General features: G+C 66.5%; 14 protein-coding genes. 4 read left to right on the forward strand and 10 right to left on the reverse strand.

From position 1 onward, the window contains the following. Positions 1-105 precede the first annotated feature (105 nt). Positions 106-1,107, reverse strand: a complete 1,002-nt coding sequence (gap, locus tag G0Q01_RS06595) for a type I glyceraldehyde-3-phosphate dehydrogenase (protein WP_164196476.1) — start codon at positions 1,105-1,107, stop codon at positions 106-108. 244 nt (positions 1,108-1,351) lie between these two features. On the opposite strand from gap, the gene G0Q01_RS06600 reads away from it, so the two are divergent. After that, positions 1,352-2,320: a DUF808 domain-containing protein gene (locus tag G0Q01_RS06600; RefSeq protein ID WP_164196475.1), complete on the forward strand. Its 969-nt coding sequence runs from the start codon at positions 1,352-1,354 to the stop codon at positions 2,318-2,320. Between the two features lie 135 nt (positions 2,321-2,455). On the opposite strand, the gene tkt is transcribed toward G0Q01_RS06600, so the two are convergent. After that, the gene (gene tkt, locus G0Q01_RS06605) at positions 2,456-4,474 is read right to left on the reverse strand and encodes a transketolase (protein ID WP_164213123.1); all 2,019 of its coding nucleotides are present in this window, start codon (positions 4,472-4,474) and stop codon (positions 2,456-2,458) included. 318 nt (positions 4,475-4,792) lie between these two features. Between tkt and G0Q01_RS06610 the strand changes: the two genes are divergently transcribed. Together G0Q01_RS06610 and G0Q01_RS06615 are read left to right on the forward strand one after the other, a co-directional pair. Next, on the forward strand, positions 4,793-5,302 hold the full coding sequence (locus G0Q01_RS06610; protein ID WP_164196473.1) for a hypothetical protein: 510 nt from the start codon (positions 4,793-4,795) through the stop codon (positions 5,300-5,302). Next, positions 5,302-5,724, forward strand: coding sequence for a cell division protein ZapA (locus tag G0Q01_RS06615; RefSeq protein ID WP_164196472.1), 423 nt, complete (start codon positions 5,302-5,304; stop codon positions 5,722-5,724). Before G0Q01_RS06610 ends, G0Q01_RS06615 begins: the two co-directional genes overlap by 1 nt. A 148-nt stretch (positions 5,725-5,872) precedes the next feature. Here G0Q01_RS06615 and eno read toward each other — a convergent pair whose 3' ends face one another. Beyond that, complete coding sequence (eno, locus tag G0Q01_RS06620; RefSeq protein ID WP_164196471.1) at positions 5,873-7,150, reverse strand: phosphopyruvate hydratase; 1,278 nt, start codon at positions 7,148-7,150, stop codon at positions 5,873-5,875. Positions 7,151-7,398: 248 nt separating this feature from the next. Here eno and G0Q01_RS06625 point away from each other — a divergent pair, with 248 nt between their 5' ends. Next, positions 7,399-8,586 carry a mechanosensitive ion channel family protein gene (locus tag G0Q01_RS06625; protein WP_164213124.1) on the forward strand — a complete coding sequence of 396 codons (1,188 nt, stop codon included), beginning with the start codon at positions 7,399-7,401 and terminating at the stop codon, positions 8,584-8,586. A 16-nt stretch (positions 8,587-8,602) separates the two neighbouring features. Here G0Q01_RS06625 and G0Q01_RS06630 read toward each other — a convergent pair whose 3' ends face one another. The 7 genes from G0Q01_RS06630 to glgB all read right to left on the reverse strand — a co-directional run bounded on the left by G0Q01_RS06630 (position 8,603) and on the right by glgB (position 20,011). Then, positions 8,603-9,493 (reverse strand): DMT family transporter, encoded by an 891-nt coding sequence (locus tag G0Q01_RS06630; RefSeq protein WP_164213125.1) that lies wholly within the window; start codon positions 9,491-9,493, stop codon positions 8,603-8,605. 15 nt (positions 9,494-9,508) lie between these two features. Continuing rightward, complete coding sequence (locus tag G0Q01_RS06635) at positions 9,509-11,143, reverse strand: alpha-D-glucose phosphate-specific phosphoglucomutase (protein WP_164213126.1); 1,635 nt, start codon at positions 11,141-11,143, stop codon at positions 9,509-9,511. Next, a complete protein-coding gene (gene malQ / locus G0Q01_RS06640) occupies positions 11,140-13,008 on the reverse strand; it encodes a 4-alpha-glucanotransferase (protein ID WP_164196468.1) in 1,869 nt (622 codons plus the stop codon). Before malQ ends, G0Q01_RS06635 begins: the two co-directional genes overlap by 4 nt. After that, complete coding sequence (glgX, locus tag G0Q01_RS06645) at positions 13,008-15,062, reverse strand: glycogen debranching protein GlgX (RefSeq protein ID WP_164196467.1); 2,055 nt, start codon at positions 15,060-15,062, stop codon at positions 13,008-13,010. The genes malQ and glgX overlap by 1 nt, the downstream gene beginning before the upstream one ends. A gap of 7 nt (positions 15,063-15,069) precedes the next feature. Further along, entirely contained in the window at positions 15,070-16,491 is a 1,422-nt protein-coding gene (glgA, locus tag G0Q01_RS06650) for a glycogen synthase GlgA (RefSeq protein ID WP_108965422.1), read from the reverse strand. Beyond that, positions 16,488-17,750: a glucose-1-phosphate adenylyltransferase gene (glgC, locus tag G0Q01_RS06655; RefSeq protein ID WP_164196466.1), complete on the reverse strand. Its 1,263-nt coding sequence runs from the start codon at positions 17,748-17,750 to the stop codon at positions 16,488-16,490. The genes glgA and glgC overlap by 4 nt, the downstream gene beginning before the upstream one ends. A gap of 62 nt (positions 17,751-17,812) precedes the next feature. Further along, positions 17,813-20,011: a 1,4-alpha-glucan branching protein GlgB gene (gene glgB / locus G0Q01_RS06660; RefSeq protein WP_164196465.1), complete on the reverse strand. Its 2,199-nt coding sequence runs from the start codon at positions 20,009-20,011 to the stop codon at positions 17,813-17,815. Between the last annotated feature and the right edge of the window lie 44 nt (positions 20,012-20,055).

Below are 20,055 nucleotides of genomic sequence, written 5' to 3' on the forward strand. Positions count from 1 at the left end.
TCGCCCGAAAGTACGAGCTGACATGCAAAAGGGCGGCCAGATCGGCCGCCCTTTGTTATTACCGCTGGACCCGAAAGTTCCGCGCGCGGGATCGGTTTTCGCGGATCAGTGCAGGGTGCGTCCAAGCACCGCGGCGACATCCGCCATGCGGGCCGAAAAACCCCATTCGTTGTCGTACCAGGCCAGCACGCGGACGGTGCGGCCGATGACCTTGGTCTGGTCCGGCGCGAAAATCGAGCTGTGCGTCGTGTGGTTGAAATCGATCGAGACCTTGGGCTCGGGATCATAAGCCAGAACCGATCCCATGCGGCCGCCTGCGGCCTCGCGGATGATCTCGTTGACGTCGGCGACGGTCACGTCCTTGCCGGCCTGGAAGGTCAGGTCCACGGCCGAGACGTTCGGCGTCGGCACCCGGATGGACGAGCCGTCGAGCTTGCCCTTGAGGTTCGGCAGCACCTCGCCGAGCGCCTTGGCGGCCCCGGTGGAGGTGGGGATCATCGCCATGGCGGCGGCACGGGCGCGATAGAGGTCCTTGTGGCGGCGGTCCAGCGTCGGCTGATCGCCGGTGTAGGAGTGGATCGTGGTCATGATCCCGCTCTCGATGCCGATCGCCTCGTCGAGCACCTTGGCCAGCGGTGCCAGCGCATTGGTGGTGCACGAGCCGTTGGAGATCATCGTGTGACCCTTTTCCAGATCGCGGTGGTTCACGCCGTAGACGATGGTCTTCTGCACGTTCTTTGCAGGGGCCGAGATCAGCACCGACTTGGCGCCCTGGTGAATGTGCTGCACGGCCTTCTCGCCGTCGTTGAAGTTGCCGGTGCATTCCAGAACGACGTCGCAGCCGGTCCAGTCCAGCTCTTTCATGTCGTAGGTCGACATGACCTCCATCGGGCCACGACCGATGTCCATCGTGGTGCCGTTGACCCGCACCTCGCCGCCGAAGCGGCCATGCACGCTGTCGTAGCGCAGCAGGTGGGCGGCGGTCTCGAGCGGGCCGGTGGCGTTGATCTTCACCACCTGCACGTCGTTGCGCGCGCTCTCGGCGATATGGGCGAGGGTGCAGCGGCCAATGCGGCCGAATCCATTGATGCCGACGGTCACGGTCATGGAGCGGTCTCCTGGTCAGGAAAGGGGAGGAAGTGGGATAACTTTCTTACTCGTATACAGAGGTGTGCCGTCGCAGCAACGCGAAAAATAGAGGAATTGCAGTATGTTAGCGATAAACTACGCTGCGGGCGCTAACATGGCGAACTGGTAGCGCATAAGCTTGGGCAGTGCCCTCGCGGCAGCCGCGCGCTTGCACAATGGCGCCGCCGGATTACTTTTGGTCGCAAACAACACGGAGCAGAACATGAGCGGACTTCTCGCGCTTCTCGACGACGTGGCGGGAATCGCCAAGATCGCGGCGGCCTCGGTCGATGACATATCGGCCAGCGCCGCAAAGGCCGGCTCCAAGGCCGCGGGCGTGGTGATCGACGACGCCGCGGTGACACCTAAATACGTGGCCGGCTTCGAGCCGAAGCGTGAACTGCCGATCATCTGGCGCATCGCCCGCAGCTCGGTGTTCAACAAGGTGGTGATCCTGCTTCCGCTGGCCCTGCTGTTGTCGAGTTTCGCGCCTTGGCTGCTGCCGCCGCTGCTGATCGCCGGCGGGTCATTCCTGTGCTTCGAGGGAGCCGAAAAGGTTCTGCACGTCCTGAAGCCCGGACATGAGAAGACCAATCCGGAAAAGCAGGTCGAGAAGGGCGACCCGGTGCACCTCGAAGAGCAAAAGGTTAAGGGGGCGATCAAGACGGACTTCATTCTCTCGGCCGAGATCATGACCATCTCTCTTTCGGCCATCGAGGTTACCGAGGTCTGGATCAAGGCAGTCGCGCTCGGACTGGTCGGCGTCGGCATCACCGCATTGGTCTATGGCGCGGTGGCGCTGATCGTGAAGATGGACGACATCGGCCTCTGGCTCACCCGCGTCGGCCGCCTTGGCGCCACACGGGCGCTCGGGCGCGGCATCGTCAAGGGTATGCCGATTGTCATGTGGCTGCTGTCGACCGTCGGTACCGTGGCGATGCTCTGGGTCGGCGGCTCGATCCTTGTGCATTCGCTGGCGCAGATGGGCTGGCACATGCCCGAGGAGACGATCCACCACCTCGCCGAAAGCGCGGCACATTTGGTCCCCGAAAACCTGCAACCGGCGGCGCTGTGGATCGTCACGGCGGCCTGCGACGCGGTGCTCGGCGTGATCTGGGGGATGATCCTCGTGCCGATCATCACCAAGCTGGTTCTGCCGCTCTTCGGCAGCAGCAAAAAGGCGGCGCACTGAGCGCCGCCCCGGTCACCTAGGTCAGTCACCGAAAAAGGGCGCCCCGCGAGAGGCGCCCTTTTTATGTCTTGTCTTTACGAATACGCCGGGGGTGAGCCCTAGGGGCGAGGGGCAGCGCCCCTCGCTGCGCCTGGATCAGAGCAGCCCCTTGGCCTGTCCGACCACGTTCTCCGCAGTGATGCCGAACTTCTCGTAAAGTACCTCTGCCGGAGCCGAGGCGCCAAAGCTGTCCATGCCGACAAACGCCTGTTTCGCTTCGCGGCCGCGTTCGCCGAGCAGCCAGCGGTCCCAGCCGCCGAGACGGGTTGCCGCCTCGATGCCGACGCGGACCGGGCCGGCCGGCAGAACGCGCTTGCGGTAGGCCTCGTCCTGCTGCGCGAAGAGCTCCATGCAGGGCATGGAGACGACGCGGGTGCCGATGCCCTCGGCCTGCAGCGCGTCGCGCGCGGCGAGCGCGATCTCGACCTCCGAGCCGGTGGCGATCAGGATCACCTGGCGCTTGCCCTCTGCCTCGGCGAGCACATAGGCGCCCTTCGAGGTCAGGTTGTTCGTCTTGTGCTCGCGGCGCACGGTCGGCAGGTTCTGACGGGTCAGCGACAGCACCGAAGGGGTGCCTTTCTGCGTCAGCGCCACTTCCCAGGCTTCCGCGGTCTCGACGGTGTCCGCGGGGCGGAACACCAGCGTGTTCGGCGTCGCGCGGCTGATTGCCAGGTGCTCGACCGGCTGGTGCGTCGGGCCATCCTCGCCGAGGCCGATGGAATCGTGGGTCATCACGAAGACCGTCGGGATCTGCATCAGCGCGGCGAGGCGCATCGCCGGGCGCGCGTAATCGGTGAAGGCCATGAAAGTGCCGCCATAGGGGCGCAGGCCGCCGTGCAGCGCCATGCCGTTCATCGCCGCGGCCATGCCGTGCTCGCGGATGCCCCAGTAGACGTAGCGGCCTTTGCGGCTATCCACGTCGAAGACACCGAGGTCACCGGTCTTGGTGTTGTTCGAGCCGGTGAGGTCGGCCGAGCCGCCCACGGTCTCGGGCATGATCGGGTTGACCACCTCGAGCACCATCTCCGAGCTTTTGCGGGTGGCGACCTTAGGCCCTTCTTCCGAGACCTGCTTCTTCAGCGCGCGGATCACCGCCGAGAGCTTCTTCGGCGCGTCGCCGTTTTGCTGGCGGGTGAATTCCTTCTGGCGGCTGTCCGACAGGGCGGCAAAGCGCTCTTCCCACTCGGCGCGATCGGCTGCGCCGCGGCTGCCGACCTCTTCCCACCAGCTCTTCACCTCGGCGGGCACTTCGAACGGGCCATAGGCCCAGCCCCAGTTCTCTTTCGCCGCGGTGTTCTGCTCGGCGTTGGTCAGCGCGCCGTGACCCTTGGAGGTGTCCTGCGCGGCGTGGCCAAGCGCGATATGCGTCTTGCAGGCGATCATCGTCGGCTGGGCACTCTTCTTTGCCGCGGTGATGGCCGCGTCGATCGCCTCGGGATCATGGCCGTCGATCTCGATGACTTCCCAGCCAGCCGAGCGGAAGCGGCCAACTTGGTCGGTCTTGTCCGACAGTTCGACCTTGCCGTCGATGGTGATGCCGTTGTTGTCCCAGAAGACCACGAGCTTGCCGAGGCTGTAGCGGCCGGCGAGGGTGATCGCCTCCTGGCTCACGCCCTCCATCAGGCAGCCGTCGCCGGCGATGACATAGGTGTGGTGATCCACGACCTTCTTGCCGAAGCGGGCACGCAGGATCTCTTCGCCCATGGCGAAGCCGACGGCGGTGGCGATGCCCTGGCCGAGCGGACCGGTGGTGGTCTCGATGGCGTCGGCGTGGAAGTTCTCGGGGTGGCCGGCGGTGCGGGCGCCCCACTGGCGGAAGTTCTTCACCTCATCGAGGGTGATCTGTTCGTCACCTGCGAGATAGAGCAGCGAATAAAGCAGCATCGAGCCATGGCCAGCCGAGAGGATGAACCGGTCGCGGTCCGCCCAGGTCGGGTTCTTGGCGTCGAACTTCAGGTGCTTGGAGTAAAGCACTGTGGCCACGTCGGCCATGCCGATGGGCATGCCGGAGTGGCCGGAATTTGCAGCCGTGACCGCGTCCAGCGTCAGCGCGCGGATGGCGCAGGCGCGGGTCCAGTGGTCGGGGTTCTTGGCTTTGAGTGCAGAAATGTCCACGGGGCTTTGTCCTCTTGCCGGAAGCCTGTCATCGGGCTCAATAGCAGCGCTACGGATAAGTTCAAGCGCAGTGGCCGGAACTTGTCATGCGCAGGATGAAGCACGCGCCCTAAGGCCTTGGAACATATGGCGCGCATTTTCCGGGCCCGCTTGTTATCCTTTCCCCGAACGGGGGCGCATTGATTCGCCTTTCCAGACTCTTTGGTATAGGTCGGCAACACCCGGATGCGGGCCGCCATGGGCGATGCCGCAAGGACGGCCCGAAAGGCACGCGGAACAGATGACACTCGGAAAGAGGCAAGGAATAAGGGACGCAGGATGAGCCAGATCGACGAGTTGCACTCCAGGATCACGCGCGCGCTCGACCGCATCTCGACGGGAGTCGAGGCGCTGGGGCCGGCACGGTCGGCCGCGGAGGGCGGCGCGGAGAGCGAGATTGCCACCGCCCTGGAAGAGGAGCGCATGGCCAACTCCCAGCTCGAGGAGCGGGTGCGGCAACTGCACGCGCAGCTGGAAAATCCGCCGGAAGGCGCTGCCGGAGCCGAGGCGCTGGCGGCACAGCTCGCCGAGCAGCAGGAGGCCCTTGCGGCGCTCGACGGCGAGTTGCAGCGGCTGCGCCAGGCCAATGACATGCTGATGCGGTCACAGACCGAGATGCGCGCCGCGCTCGAGGCGGGCATCGGCGAGCCGCATCTGGTCAACCAGGCCATGCTGGCCGAGCTCGACTCGCTGCGCGCCGCGCGCGGTGTCGAGGAAGCCGAGGCGCGGGCGCTGCTGGCGGGGCTGACCCCGGTGCTGGCCGCCGCGACCAATCCGGAGGAGCTGTGATGTCGCAGATCGAAGTCGAGATCCCGATCGGCGGCCGCCTCTTCGAGGTCGCCTGCCAGGAGGGCGAAGAGCAATATCTCCAGGCCGCCGCACGCATGCTGGACACCGAGGCGCAGGTGCTGGTCGGTCAGATCGGCCGCATGCCCGAGGCGCGCATGCTGCTGATGGCCGGGCTGATGCTGGCAGACAAGACCGCCGGCCTCGAGGATCGCCTGCGCGAGACCGAGGACCGGCTGCGCGAAGCGGAGGAGCGCATGGCCGCCATGGCCGCCGAGGTGCGCGCCTTGCGCGATGCCCCGCCGCCCGAGGCCGAGCGCGTCGAGGTGCCGGTGATCCCGCGCAGCCTGACCGAGGCCATGGCCGAGCTTGCCGCGCGCGCCGAGGCGCTGGCAGAGGCGGTCGAGGAAAAGAGCGCGTCCTGACCCGGTCTTCCGAGAGCAGTTGATCCGGGGCACGCTCCCGGTGCCGCCGTGACGGGGCGTGTTTGCTAGGCGAAGAAGCGCAAGGCGGCGGCCCATAGAAAAAGGGCGGGGAAATTCCCCGCCCTTCGCCATTCTTGGTGGTCCGAAATCAGCGCTTGAGGATCGAGCGGCCGGCGTATTCGGCGGCCTCGCCCAGCATTTCCTCGATGCGGATCAGCTGGTTGTACTTGGCGAGCCGGTCCGAGCGGGCCAGCGAGCCGGTCTTGATCTGGCCGCAGTTGGTGGCGACAGCGAGGTCGGCGATGGTGGCATCCTCGGTCTCGCCCGAGCGGTGCGACATCACGTTGGTGTAACGCGCGCGGTGAGCCATATCGACGGCCTTCAGCGTTTCGGACAGGGTGCCGATCTGGTTGACCTTCACCAGCATGGAGTTGGCCACGCCCTGCTCGATGCCCATGGCAAGGCGCTCGGGGTTGGTGACGAAGAGATCGTCGCCGACCAGCTGGACCGATGCGCCGAGTTTCTCGGTCAGCAGCTTCCAGCCTTCCCAGTCATCCTCGGCGCAGCCGTCCTCGATCGAGATGATCGGGTAGTCTTCGCAGAGCTTGGCAAGGTAGTCGACGTTCTCGGCGGAGCTGAGCGAGAGGCCTTCGCCCTTCATCTCATACTTGCCGTCCTTGAAGTATTCGGTCGAGGCGCAGTCGAGCGCGAGGTAGATGTCCTCGCCGGGCTTGTAGCCGGCCTTCTCGATGGATTTCAGGATGAAGTCGAGCGCGTCCTTGGTCGAGGCCAGCTCGGGCGCAAAGCCGCCCTCATCGCCAAGACCGGTCGACATGCCCGCCGCCGAGAGTTCCTTCTTCAGCGTGTGGAAGATCTCGGAGCCCATGCGCACGGCTTCGCCAATGCTGGTCGCCGAGACCGGCATGATCATGAATTCCTGGATGTCGATAGGGTTGTCGGCATGCTCGCCGCCATTGATGATGTTCATCATCGGTACCGGCAGGACGCGCGCCGAGGTGCCCCCGACGTAGCGATAGAGCGGCTGGCCGGTGAACTCTGCCGCCGCCTTGGCCACGGCGAGCGACACGCCGAGGATCGCGTTGGCGCCGAGCCGGCCCTTGTTGTCGGTGCCGTCGAGCTCGATCATCGCCATGTCGATGGCCTGCTGCTCGGTGGCGTCAAAGCCGACGATGGTTTCGGCGATCTCGCCGTTGACCGCCGCCACCGCCTCGAGCACGCCCTTGCCCATGTAGCGCGCCTTGTCGCCGTCGCGCTTTTCCACGGCCTCGTGCACGCCGGTCGAGGCGCCCGAGGGCACGGCGGCGCGGCCCATGGTGCCGTCTTCCAGCGTGACGTCGACTTCGACGGTGGGGTTGCCCCGGCTGTCGAGGATCTCGCGGGCGTGAATGTCGATGATGATGCTCATGGGTCCCTCGCAAAGGAATGGGTTCGCGATGAGCTATAGCAGGGGTTGGGCAGATGTAAACAATGACGGTAACGCTAACATAGCCTGTTCCCATGGGGTTGCGCTAACAACTCCATGGGCTTGCAGGATTGTTTTTGCCCCCGGGGAAATGGCCTCTAGGTTTTTGCTGCAGACGCATAGGCAATGATCAGCAGGAAAGGCCGCGAGAGGGGTGCCGAGGGGAGGACGGCGCCGCGCGGACGTGATGCATGGACGACGAACTCAGCCAGATCGGCCAGCAGGTGGCCGAGATCTCCGAGCTTGACCAGCTCGAACAGCAGGTGGCGAATTTTTCGGAGACGGTCGAGGCGATCATTCCGGTGTTGCCGGGTTGGGTGATGCCCACGGCGGTGCTGGGCGTTGCCTTTCTGGTCGGGGTGCTGGCCTTCCGGCTGGTCTTCGGCCTGCTGACGCGGATGGTGGAGAAGCGCGAGCTCTTCTGGCGCAGCCTCGTGTCGCGCACCCGCCGTCCGCTGCGCATGGGGCTCGTGGTGTTCTTCCTCGCGATCGGCGTGGCAGTGGCGCCGCTCGATGCGACGTGGCGCGACCTCGCGCAACATGCGCTGCTGATCGCCTTCATCGTGCTGGTGGCCTGGGTGGTGCACACCGCGCTGCACATCTGGACGACGGTGCGGCTTCGGAAATTCTCGCTCGATGCCGAGGACAACTTCCTGGCGCGCAAGCACGTCACGCAGAGCCGCATCCTGGTGCGTCTGACCGGCTGGCTGATCCTCATCGTCACCATTTCGGCGATCCTGATGACCTTTCCGGGGGTCCGCCAGTGGGGCGTGTCGCTTCTGGCCTCGGCGGGGGCGGCGGGCATCGTGGTGGGCTTTGCGTTCCAGCCGGTGCTGAAGAACCTGATCGCCGGCATCCAGCTTGCCATCACCCAGCCGATCCGCATCGACGACGCGGTGATCGTCGAAGGCGAATGGGGCTGGATCGAGGAGATCACCGGCACCTACGTGGTCATAAAGATCTGGGACTGGCGGCGGCTGATCGTGCCCTTGAGCTATTTCATCGAGCAGCCGTTCCAGAACTGGACGCGGGACGGATCGTCGCTGATCGGCGGGGTGCTGCTTTATCTCGACCATTGCGCCGACATCGGTCGGATCCGCGAAAAGATGACCGAGATCTGCCGTGAGAGCGAACTTTGGGACGGCAACGTGTGCCATCTGCAGGTGAACGACTTCCGCGAGCGTGTGATGGAGATCCGCATCCTCGCCTCGGCGCGCAACGCGCCGCGCACCTATGACCTGCGCTGCGAGATCCGCGAGAAGCTGATCACCTGGATCCAGCGCGAGATGCCCGAGGCGCTGCCGCGCACCCGCGAGACGGTCTCGGTGGACGCGGCCAACAGCGTCAGGGCGCCGGGGATCGAGGTCGTGGGGGGATGAGGCGAACGCCGGGGGCTCAGAGCCCCCGGGTGACGTCCCTCTGCCGGGCGCGGGCCAGACGGTGCTCGCGCACGAAGGTGTAGAGCCCGGCGGCGAGGATGAGTGCGGCGCCGGCGAAGGTCCAGCCGTCGGGGCGCTCGCCGAAGATCAGCATGCCAAGGCTCGCGGTAAAGATCAGCCGGGTGTAGCGGAAGGGCGAGACCGCCGCGACCTCGGCCATGCGCATGGCGTTGGTCACCGCGAGATAGCCGGCCGCGGTGACGGCCACGGCGGCCAGCATCGGCGCCACGGCGGGCAGGGTGAAGTCCGGGGCGCGGCCCGAGACGATCAGCAGCACGAGGCCCACGGGCGCGATCGACACCATGCCCCAGGCCGAGACGACGATCGAAGGCAGCGCGGCGGGCAACGTGCGGGTCACCAGATCCCGCGCGGCAAGGCCGATCACACCGACGACGGCGAAGATCTCCCAGCCGGTGAATTCCGCGCCGAAGGGGCGGATCACCATGAGCATGCCGACAAGACCGACACCTATCGCCGTCCAGCGGCGCCAGCCGACCGTCTCGCCAAGGAACAGCGCCGCGCCCAGTGTCACCGCCAGCGGCGCGGTCTGCATGATCGCCGCCATCACCGAGAGCGGGATGTAGGTCAGGCCGACGATCATCCCGAGCCCGCCGACCATTTCGAAGAGGTTGCGCAAAAGCACGCGCGGATGCAGCGCATCGGCGCGGCGCAGCGGCAGCTTCTTGAGCCGGGCGAGGATCAGGAAGACGCAGCAGCCGCCGAGCCCGATGGCCATCATGACCTGACCGGAGGGCGCCTGCAGCGTCGACAGCTTGATGAAGGCGTCGCTGAGAGCCAGCAACGCCATGCCAAGCACCATCAGGGCGATGGCGCGGAGGGTGTCCATGGTCGTGTCTTCCGATCAGGTGATGACGTCGGGCGCGTCGCGTCCGGTGCGTGTCTTGATGCCCGCGATGGCCTCGGCGGCGGCGATCACCGGCGCCAGGGCGACCTGCGGATCGAGCGCGAATTTCGCCGGGTCCGTCTCGACCTTCTCGAGGTAGACGCGCAGGGTCGCCCCCTCGGTCCCGGTGCCGGAGAGGCGCAGCACAAGCCGCGAGCCGCCCTCGAAGCCGATCTGCAGGCCCTGCTTCTCGGCGCGCGAGCCGTCGACCGGATCGTCATAGGCGAACTCCTCGGCCGAGGTGACCGTCATCCCCGCGACCTCGTTGCCCGGCAGCACGCCAAGCTGTTCGCGCACGTGATCCATCAGCCCGTTCGCCGCATCGCTGTCAACGCCCTCGTAGTCGTGGCGGGAGTAGTAGTTGCGGCCGTACTCCTGCCAGTGCGCCTCCATCAGCTCGGCGACCGAGCAGTGCTTCTTGGCCAGCACGTTGAGCCAGAAGAGCACCGCCCAGAGCCCGTCCTTCTCGCGCACGTGGTCCGAGCCGGTGCCGGCGCTTTCCTCGCCACAGAGCGTGGCGCGGCCGGCGTCGAGCAGGTTGCCGAAGAACTTCCAACCGGTGGGTGTGGCGTAGCAATCGATGCCGAGCCTCTCGGCGACCCGGTCCACCGCGCCCGAGGTCGGCATGGAGCGTGCGACGCCCTTTAGACCATCGGCATAGGCCGGAACCAGCGTGGCGTTGGCGGCCAGAACCGCGAGGCTGTCCGAGGGGGTGACGTAGCAGTGCTTGCCGACGATCATGTTACGGTCGCCGTCGCCATCCGAGGCGGCGCCGAAATCGGGCGCATGATCGCCCATCATCTCGTCCATGAGGGTCTTGGCCCAGATCGGGTTGGGATCCGGGTGGCCCTTGCCGAAATCGGGCAGCGGGATGGCGTTGATCACCGTGCCCGGACCGGCGCCGAGCTCTTCTTCAAGGATCATCCGCGCGTAGGGGCCGGTGACCGCGTGCATCGCGTCGAAGCGCATGGTGAACCCGGAGCGGAACAGCGCGTGGATCGCGTCGAAGTCGAAGATCTCCTTCATCAGCTCGGCATAATCTGCGACGGGATCGACGATCTCGATCTCCATATCGCCGAGCATGACGCTGCCGGTGCCAGCAAGGCCGACGTCCTGGCTGTCGAGGATGTGGAATTCCTTGATGGTCTTCGTCGCCTCGAAAATCTTGTCGGTGATGCTCTCGGGGGCAGGGCCGCCGTTGCCGGCGTTGTACTTCACGCCGAAGTCGCCCTCGGGGCCGCCGGGGTTGTGGCTGGCCGACAGGATGATGCCGCCATCGGCGCCGCGTTTGCGGATCAAGTGCGAGGCCGCCGGGGTCGAGAGCAGCGCGCGCTCGCCGACGATCACCTTCTTGGCGCCGCTGGCCGCGGCCATGCGCAGCACGACCTGCGCCGCCTGCGAATTGAAGTGCCGCCCGTCACCGCCGAGCACGAGGGTTTTCCCCTCGACCCCGCCGATGCCGTCCCAGATGCTTTGAATGAAATTCTCGAGATAGTGGTGGCTCTGGAAGACGGGTGTCTTCTTGCGCAGGCCGGACGTGCCCGGCTTCTGCCCCTCGATCGGCTCGGTGGGTACGGTACGGATATGCGTCATGAATGTCTCCTTCTGCCGGATGCTTCCATGATCCGGGCGGCATTGGCAAGAACGGGTGTATTTGCAATCTCTTGCGGACCGAAAGGCAGGCGCTGCCGCCAGTTGGGATATTCCCGGACGGTGCCCGGGAGGTTGGGCTGCACGTCGCTGTCCAGCAGGTCCTCGACCTGAACGGCGACCAGCCGGGAGCGGGTGGCGGCGAGAACGTGGAACATCGCCTCGGGTACTTCGGGGGAAAGATCGCCGCGGAATTGCCCGCTGAGCCAGTCGAAGCCCGCGATCTCGCGCCCGCGCCAGTCGCGCATGCCCTGCGCGTGCTCGGGCGGAGTGAGGCCGATGCGCTCGCGGATATCGATTTCGCGACCGGCGCGCCAGCCCTTCCAGGTGGGCAGATCGTGGGTGGTGAAACTGGCGATGACCGCCTCGTCGTAATCCTCGGGGCGCTTGAACTCGGGGGGATCGCCACGGTGTTCAAAGCAGGCGAGGCGACAGCCCAGCAGGCCGCTTTCGTCCATCGCGTGGTGCAGCCCGTCGGGGATAACGCCAAGGTCTTCGCCGATGATCACCCCGCCGCAGCGCGCCGCCTCGATGCGCGCGACGGCGAACATTGCCTCGCGGGGCATCTGCACGTAGGCGCCGGGCAGGCCGTCCGCGTCAGGCACCCAATAGGCACGCTCGAAGCCAATGATGTGGTCGATGCGCAGCATACCGCAGAAGCGGAGCTGCTGGCGGAGGGTGAGGGCGAGGGCTTCGAAGCCGGTCTCTTCCAGCACCACCGGGTTGAACGGCGCCAGACGCCAGTTCTGCCCCTGGGGCGCAAAGGCATCGGGCGGCGCGCCGAGGCTGGCGCCGGTGGCAAAGCTGGCGCGGTCGGTCCATGTCTCGGCGCCATGCGGGTGGGTGCCGACGGCGAGATCGAGGTAGAGCCCATGGGTCATGCCCGCGGCCTGCGCGCGGCGCTGCGCGGTGGTGACGGCGCCCTCGGCGGCATATTGCAGCCAGGCGTGGAAGCGGACCCGCTCGGCCAATTCGCGCGCGGCCTGCGCGACCTCGGGGCTGGCCGGATCCTGATACGGCGGCGCCCAGGCATCCCAATAGGCGCCCAGCTTTTCCGACAGCGCCTGGTGCAGGGCGAAACGTTGCAGCTCCGCGCCCTCGTGCCGCAGCCAGGCGTCGAAACCGGGGCCGGGCGGGGCGTTGTGGAACTCTGCCTCGAGCGCGGCGAGCCGGGCCGGGGTCTCGGTGGCGAAATCCACCAGAGGGCCGGGCGTGGCGGCTGTGTCGGTGGGCAGGTAGAGCGGCGAGAGCCGGCGGCGGTGCGACGGCGTGTAGGGGCTGAAGCCGCCGGCATCGGCGACGTGAAAGCCGGCGTGAATGGGGTTGATGCCGAGGAACCCCGCGCCCTGCGCAGCGGCGCCCTCGGCCACCACCGCGAGATCGTCGAAGCTGCCGATGCCGCCCTGCGCCGCGGGGCGCAGGCAGGCCAGCGGCACCATCAGCCCCCAATCGCGTTCGGGCAGCGGCAGGCGCGGCGGCGCGCTGAGCAGCCAGCAGGTCTCGCCGCGGGATTCGAGCCGGTGCCGCCCCAGCGGCAGGGCGGGCAGGCGGCCTTCGCCCTCGATCCCGCGGCCATCCTCGAGGGTGATCTGCCAGGCCCCGGGCACACCCAGAGAGGGCGGCTCGCCGTGGCTGCAGACGTGCCACTTGGGCAGGTCGCGCACGTTCAGCGGCGCGTCGCCGTCCAACCCCATGGCCGCAAGCAGCGCCGCCTTGGTCTCGGTCGGGGTGCTGTGCCACGCGCCGTAGAGGTCGCGGTATTCGCCGAGGATCCCGGCCTGTTCCGCGCGGGCGTCGAGCTCGCTCATCATGCCTCCTCTGCAAGCAAGAGCACCGAGTTCGCGGCGAGCGTCACGGTGCCGCCGAGACGCTGCGGGGCTGCCTCGGGGTCGGTGGTATCGATGTGGCGTACCCAGGAAAAGCCCTCGCCTGGGTGCGGCAGGGTTAGTTCCACCGCCTCGCCGGCGTTGAGAGCGATGTAGATCGCTTCCTCGCGCTGCTTGTAGAGCGGCGTGCCCGAGGCCATGCGGAACTCGGCGCAGAGCACCTTGAGATGGCCATTGGTCCAGTCGGCGCGGGTCATCTCCTGCCCGTCGGGACGCCACCAGAAGAGGTCCGGTACCCCGTCGATCCGTCGCGGGCGCGAGTGCAGGTAGCGGCGCTGGCGCAGGATCGGGTGGGCCTTGCGAAAGGCGATGAGCTTGCGCGTGAAGGCGTGGAAGGCGTCGTCGCGATGGTCCCAGTCTATCCAGCCGGTCTCATTGTCCTGGGCATAGGCGTTGTTGTTGCCGCCCTGCGAATTGCCGATCTCGTCGCCAGCGAGGATCATCGGTGTTCCCTGGCTGAGCAGCAGAGTCGCCATGAGGTTGCGGCGGCGCAGGGCGCGGGCGGCGGTGATCTCGGCATCGTCGGTCGGGCCTTCGACGCCCATATTGTCCGAGTGGTTCTCGCCGTGGCCGTCGCGGTTGTTCTCGCCGTTCGCCTCGTTGTGGCGGCGGGTGTAGGAGACCACGTCCATCAGGGTGAAGCCGTCATGGGCGGTGAGCAGGTTGACCGAGGCGGTGGCATTGCGCCCCGAATGGTCGAAGAGCCCGGCCGAGCCGGTGATCCGGTCGGCCATCACCGGCACATGTCCCAGATCGCCGCGCCAGAAGCGGCGCACGCCGTCGCGGTACTGGTCGTTCCATTCGCTGAACGGCGGCGGGTAGCCGCCGAGCTGGTAGCCGCCCGGGCCGATGTCCCAAGGTTCGGCGATCAGCTTCTTGGCGGCCAGCACCGGGTCCTGGCGCAGCGCCTTGAAGAAGGCGGAGTTGCGATCGAAGCCCTCCGGCGTGCGGCCCAGCGTCGAGCACAGATCGAAACGAAACCCGTCAACGCCCATGGTGGTGGCCCAGTAGCGCAGGCTGTCCATCACCATGCGCAGCACCATCGGATGGTCCAAGTTGAGCGTATTGCCGGTCCCGGTGTCGTTGATGTAGGTCCGCTTGTCCTCGGGGAGCCGGTAGTAGCTGGCATTGTCGAGCCCGCGGAAGCTGAGTGTCGGCCCGTGTTCATCGCCCTCGCAGCTATGGTTGTAGACGACGTCGAGGATGACTTCGATCCCGGCGGCGTGGAGCCGGGCAACCATGTGCTGGAACTCCCAGAGCGCGTCCTGCGTGAGGTAGCGCGGATCGGGGGCGAAGAAGCCGAGCGTCTGGTAGCCCCAATAGTTCTTCAGCCCCTTGTCGACGAGAAACCTGTCGTTGAGGAAGCTCTGCACAGGCAAGAGCTCGATGGCGGTGATCCCGAGGTCGGTCAGATAGTCGAGCACCGGGTCCGAGGCGATGCCGAGAAAGCTGCCCGGGTGCTCGGCGCCGGGAAAGCGCTGCGTGAGACCCTTCACGTGGGCCTCGTAGATGACGCTCTTGGCAAGCCGGGTCTCGGGGGGCTTGGTATCGCCCCAGTCGAAGCTGGTGTCCACCACCACGCCCTTGGGCATGAAGGGCGCGCTGTCGATGGTATTGCGCGTCTGCGTGCCGCCGTAGAGCGCGTCGTTCCACAGCGGGTGGCCGGTGATGCGGCGGGCGTAGGGGTCGAGCAGCAGCTTGTGGGGATTGAAACGGTGCCCCTGCCGCGGCTGGAACGGTCCCTCGACGCGCAAGCCGTAGTGCTGGCCCGGGGTGAGGCCGGGCACCCGCCCGTGCCAGACGTCGCCATCGCGCTCGGGCAGGGGGAGCCGGTGGGTTTCCGTGCCATCCTCGTCGAAGAGACAGAGCGTGACGGCCTCGGCATGGGCCGAGAAAACCGCGAAATTCACGCCATCGCCATCAAATGTCGCGCCGAGCGGGCTGGCGGACCCCGCGAGGATGACCGGCTCGCTCATCTATGCCTCATAAAGACTTGGCCTTGACCATGTCTTGGTAGAGCGCCGCGTATTTCGCTGCCGAATGGGTCCAGCTTACGGGCGAGGCCATCGCGTTGGTCATCATGCGTGTCCAGGTTTCCTTGTCCTGGTACAGAGTTATAAGCCGCATCATCGCTTGGGCCAGAGCCTGGGCGGTCACCGGGTGGAATTGCAGGCCGGTTGCACAGCCTGCTGCCAATCCAGCAGGCGATGCGTTGATCACCGTGTCCGCCAGACCTCCGGTGAGCGCCACCAGGGGCAGGGTTCCGTAGCGCAGGCCGTAAAGCTGGGTCAGCCCGCAGGGCTCGAAGCGCGAGGGCACGAGAATCGCATCGCCCCCCGCCATCAGCCGATGCGCGAATTCCTCGTCGTAGCCGATGCGCACCGCGACGCCGGGGTGCTTTTGCGCCTTGCGCTGGAAGGCCTCTTCCAGCCCCGGGTTGCCCGACCCGAGGAGCGCCAGCTGGCCGCCGCGATCGAGCAGCGCGGGCAGGGCCTGGAGCAGGATATCGAGCCCCTTTTGTTCGGTCATCCGCGAGATCACCACGCAAAGCGGGCCGGGCCAGTCGTCCGGCAGGTCCAGCTCCTTGCGCAGCGCGGCCTTGTGCTCGGCCTTCTCGGCGATGGTCTTGTAGGGCGGGGTCCAGAGCGCTTCGTCGATGCCATTGAGGATGCCGACCATATCCTCCTGCCGCTCGCGCAGCACGCCCTCGAGCCCCATGCCGAAGTCCTTGGTCATCAGCTCGGCAGCATAGGTGGGCGAGACGGTCGAGAGCTTGTCGGCATAGACAAGCCCCGCCTTCAGCGCCGAGACGCTGTCCCAGAACTCGTAGCCGCGCTGGTGAAAGCCGGTGCGCGGCAGGCCCAGCGTGCCGATGCGCGACGCCGGCGCCATGCCCTGGAAGGCGATGTTGTGGATGGTCATCAAGGTCGAGACCCGGCCCGCGGCGCCCAGCTCGCGCAGGTAGAGCGGCACGAAGCCCGCCTGCCAGTCGTGGCAGTGCAGGATCTGCGGCCGCCAGCCCTCGATCCCGTCGGCGCCGATCATCGCGGCCACCGAAGAGAGCGCGGCGAAGCGCTCGGGGTTGTCGCGCCAGTCATGGCCGTGCGCGTCCATGTAGGGACCGCCGTCCCGGTCAAAGAGATGCGGCGCCTCGAGCACGTAGAGCAGCTGATCCCCGAGCGGCGCTTTCAGCACGCGCGCAGGCCCACCGAAGAGATCGTCGTAGTCCGCTGCCACTTCCTGCGTTGGCAGCTTGGCGATGACTTGCCGGTAGCCCGGCAGCAGCACCCGCATGTCGACCCCGTGCACCGACAGCGCGCCGGGCAGGGCGCCGACCACGTCGGCAAGCCCCCCGGTCTTGATCAGCGGCACACATTCCGAGGCGACAGACAGGACTTTTGTCATTTGGCGGCTTCCCTCCGGTCGAGCATTCCTTGCGTGATCAGCGTCACGCCGCCTGGCGTGACACGGAACCACTTTGCGTCTTCCTCCGGATCCTCGCCGACCACAAGCCCCTCGGGAATATGCACGCCGCGATTGACCACGGTGTTGGTCAGCCGGACATGACGCGAGACGTGGACATTGGGCAGAAGTACCACACGTTCGAGTGCCGAATATGAATTCGTGTGCACCTTGGTGAACAGCAGCGACTCGCGAATCTCCGTGCCCGAGATGATGCAGCCGCCGGCAATGAGCGAGCTGACGGCCGATCCGCGGCGGTCTTCCTCGTCGTGGATGAACTTGGCGGGGGGGACGACCTCGGCATAGGTCCAGATCGGCCAATCGGTATCCCAGAGATCGAGCTCGGGGTCGAAGTTGGTCAGGTCGATATTGGCCCGCCAGAAGGCATCAATGGTGCCGACGTCGCGCCAGTAGGCGGGCTTGCCGGCCTCGCGCACGCAGCTGTCCTCGAAGCGGTGCGCCTGCGCGCCGCCCGCGGCGACGATCTCGGGGATCATGTCGTTGCCGAAGTCGTGGCTCGAGCTTTCCGAGCCCAGGTCCTCCACCAGCTTGCCGCGCAGGTACTTCCAGTCAAAGACGTAGATGCCCATGCTGACCAGCGTCTTCTCGGGATCGTCGGGCAGGCCCGGCGGGTCCTTGGGTTTTTCGAGGAACGAGGTGATCCGGTCGCTCTCGTCCACCGCCATGCAGCCAAAGGCGCTGGCCTCGGACCGGTCCACGGTCAGGCAGCCCACGGTCACCTGCGCGCCGCTCTCGACGTGCTGCTCGAGCATTTCCTCGTAGTCCATCTTGTAGATGTGGTCGCCCGCGAGGATGACTATATAGTCGATGTCGTAGCTGTCGATGATGTCGATGTTCTGGGCCACCGCGTCCACGGTGCCGCGGTACCAGGTCTGCTCGTTGTAGCGCTGCGAGGCGGGCAGGATATCGAGGAACTCATTGCGCTCGGCGCGAAAGAAGTTCCAGCCGCGCTGGCAGTGTCGGATGAGGCTGTGCGCCTTGTACTGCGTGGCCAGCGCGATCTTGCGGATGCCGGAGTTGAGCGCGTTGGAGAGGGCGAAGTCGATGATCCGGGCCTTGCCGCCAAAATAGACAGCCGGCTTCACGCGAAAATTCGTCAACTCGTGCAGGCGCGAGCCGCGGCCCCCCGCGAGCACGAAGGCCATGCTGCGGCTCGCGAGCCTCTGGGAACGTCGGGGCATTCGTCTCCTCCTTTACTTAAATGCGATGTATCGGGCACGGCCGCGACACGGGTATGAATGCGTCAGCTGTCTTCGCGAACGAGGAAGATCGCCGAAAGCGGCGGCAGGAAAAGCTCGGCCGAGGCGGGATAGCCGTGGCTGGGCTCGTCGTCGGCGCTGACGCGGCCGAAATTCCCGCGATTGCCTCCGCCGTAGATGCCTGCATCGGTGTTCAGCGCCTCGCGCCAGACGCCGGTGTCGGGCAGGCCGATGCGGTACCGCGGCTGCTCGGCAGGCGTGAAATTGCAGACCACCGCCACCTCGGGTTCGTCCGACCGGCCACGTCGGATCCACGAGAAGACCGAGTTTCCGGTGTCGCCTCCGGCGATCCAGGCAAAGCCCTCTTCCTCGCAGTCCTTGGCGTGCAGGGCTGGTGTCTCGCAATAGAGTGCGTTGAGATCTCGGATCAGGCGCTGGATGCCGGCGTGCTGGGGATCGTCGAGGCAGGCCCAGTCGATCTCGGCATCGTGGTTCCACTCGTGCGCCTGCGCGAACTCCTGCCCCATGAACAGCAGCTTCTTGCCCGGGTGGCCCCACATGAAGCCATAGTAGGCGCGTAGGTTGGCGAACTTCTCCCACTGGTTGCCCGGCATCTTGCCCAGCATCGAGCCCTTGCCGTGCACCACCTCGTCGTGGCTGATCGGCAGGATGAAGTTCTCGGAAAAGGCGTAGACCAGCCCGAAAGTCATCTGGTGGTGGTGGTAGCTGCGGTAGATGGGGTCCTTGCGGATGTAATCGAGCGTGTCGTTCATCCAGCCCATGTTCCACTTGAAGCCGAAGCCCAGACCGTCCTGATCCACCGGCGACGACACGCCCGGGTAGGCGGTGCTTTCCTCGGCAACGTTCATGATCCCGGGGTGCTGGCCGTAGCACTCGGTGTTCATCCGGCGCAGCATCGCGATCGCCTCGTAGTTCTCGCGGCCGCCGTCCTTGTTGGGCACCCATTGGTCCGCGGGGCGGGAATAATCGCGGTAAAGCATCGAGGCGACCGCATCCACCCGCAGCCCGTCGGCATGGTACTCCTCGAGCCAGTAGAGCGCGTTGGCGGTCAGGTAGTTGGCCACCTCGGCGCGGCCGTAGTTGTAGATCAGCGTGTTCCAGTCGTGGTGGAAGCCCTCCTTGGGGTCGGCGTGCTCGTAGAGCGCGGTGCCGTCGAAGCGCCCAAGGCCATGCGCGTCGGTGGGGAAGTGGCCCGGCACCCAGTCGAGGATCACCCCGATCCCGGCGCGGTGCGCGGCATTCACCAGGTCGCGGAACTCGTGGGGCAACCCGTGGCGGATGGTCGGGGCGAACATGCCGATGGGCTGGTAACCCCAGGAGCCGTCAAACGGGTATTCGCTGATCGGCATCAGTTCGATGTGCGTGAAGCCCATATCGGCGACGTAGTCGACCAGCTCTTCGGCGGCCTCGATGTAAGAGATCGGCCGGCCCCAATCCTTTCGCCGCCACGAAGGAAGGTGGACCTCGTAGATCGAGATCGGCGCGGAGCGGCTCTGCGCCTCGGCCCGGGTCTCGAACCACGCATCGTCCGTCCAGCCGTAGCCCGTGATGTCGCGCACGATCGAGGCATTGGCGGGCGGGTGTTCGGAGCCGAAGCCGATGGGATCGGCCTTGCGCGGCTGCACGGTCCCGTCGGGGCCCACGATCTCGTAGCGGTAGAAGGCCCCGTCGCCGACATTTGGCACGAAGATTTCCCACACGCCGGTAGCGCCCCGGCGGCGCATGGGATTGCGCAGCCCGTCCCACCAGTTGAAATCGCCCACGACCGAGACGCGCTTGGCATTCGGTGCCCAGACAGCGAAATGGGTGCCCGCCACGCCTTCGTGGGTCATCACATGGGCGCCGAGCGCCTCCCAGAGCCGCTGGTGACTGCCTTCGCCCAGCAGGTACTCGTCGATCTCGCCGAGCACCGGGCCGAAGCGGTAGGGGTCTTCGCGCTGGTAGACCCGCGGCTCGCCGTCCTCGCCGTGGTCTTCGCCGAGGAGCATATAGGCCATGTCGCCCGGCACCGGGCCTCGGAAGAAGCCCGGTACATTGGTCGGCTCGAGCGGGTGGCGCACGCCCCTGACCAGGGCCCACATGCGGTCGGCGCCGGGGTCGTAGGTGGTGACGTATCGTGCGCCGTCCTGCTCGTGCGGACCAAGGACGGCAAAGGGATCGTCGTGATGGCCCCGCAGCAGCCGCAGCAGGGCAGTGTCGAGGGATGTGGACGCGGTGCTCATGACGTGACTGTAGTCGGATCCGCGCATCTGGCAATGATCTCAGG

The organism is Salipiger sp. PrR007 (genome assembly GCF_010499845.1).
Classification (GTDB): domain Bacteria; phylum Pseudomonadota; class Alphaproteobacteria; order Rhodobacterales; family Rhodobacteraceae; genus Salipiger; species Salipiger pacificus_A.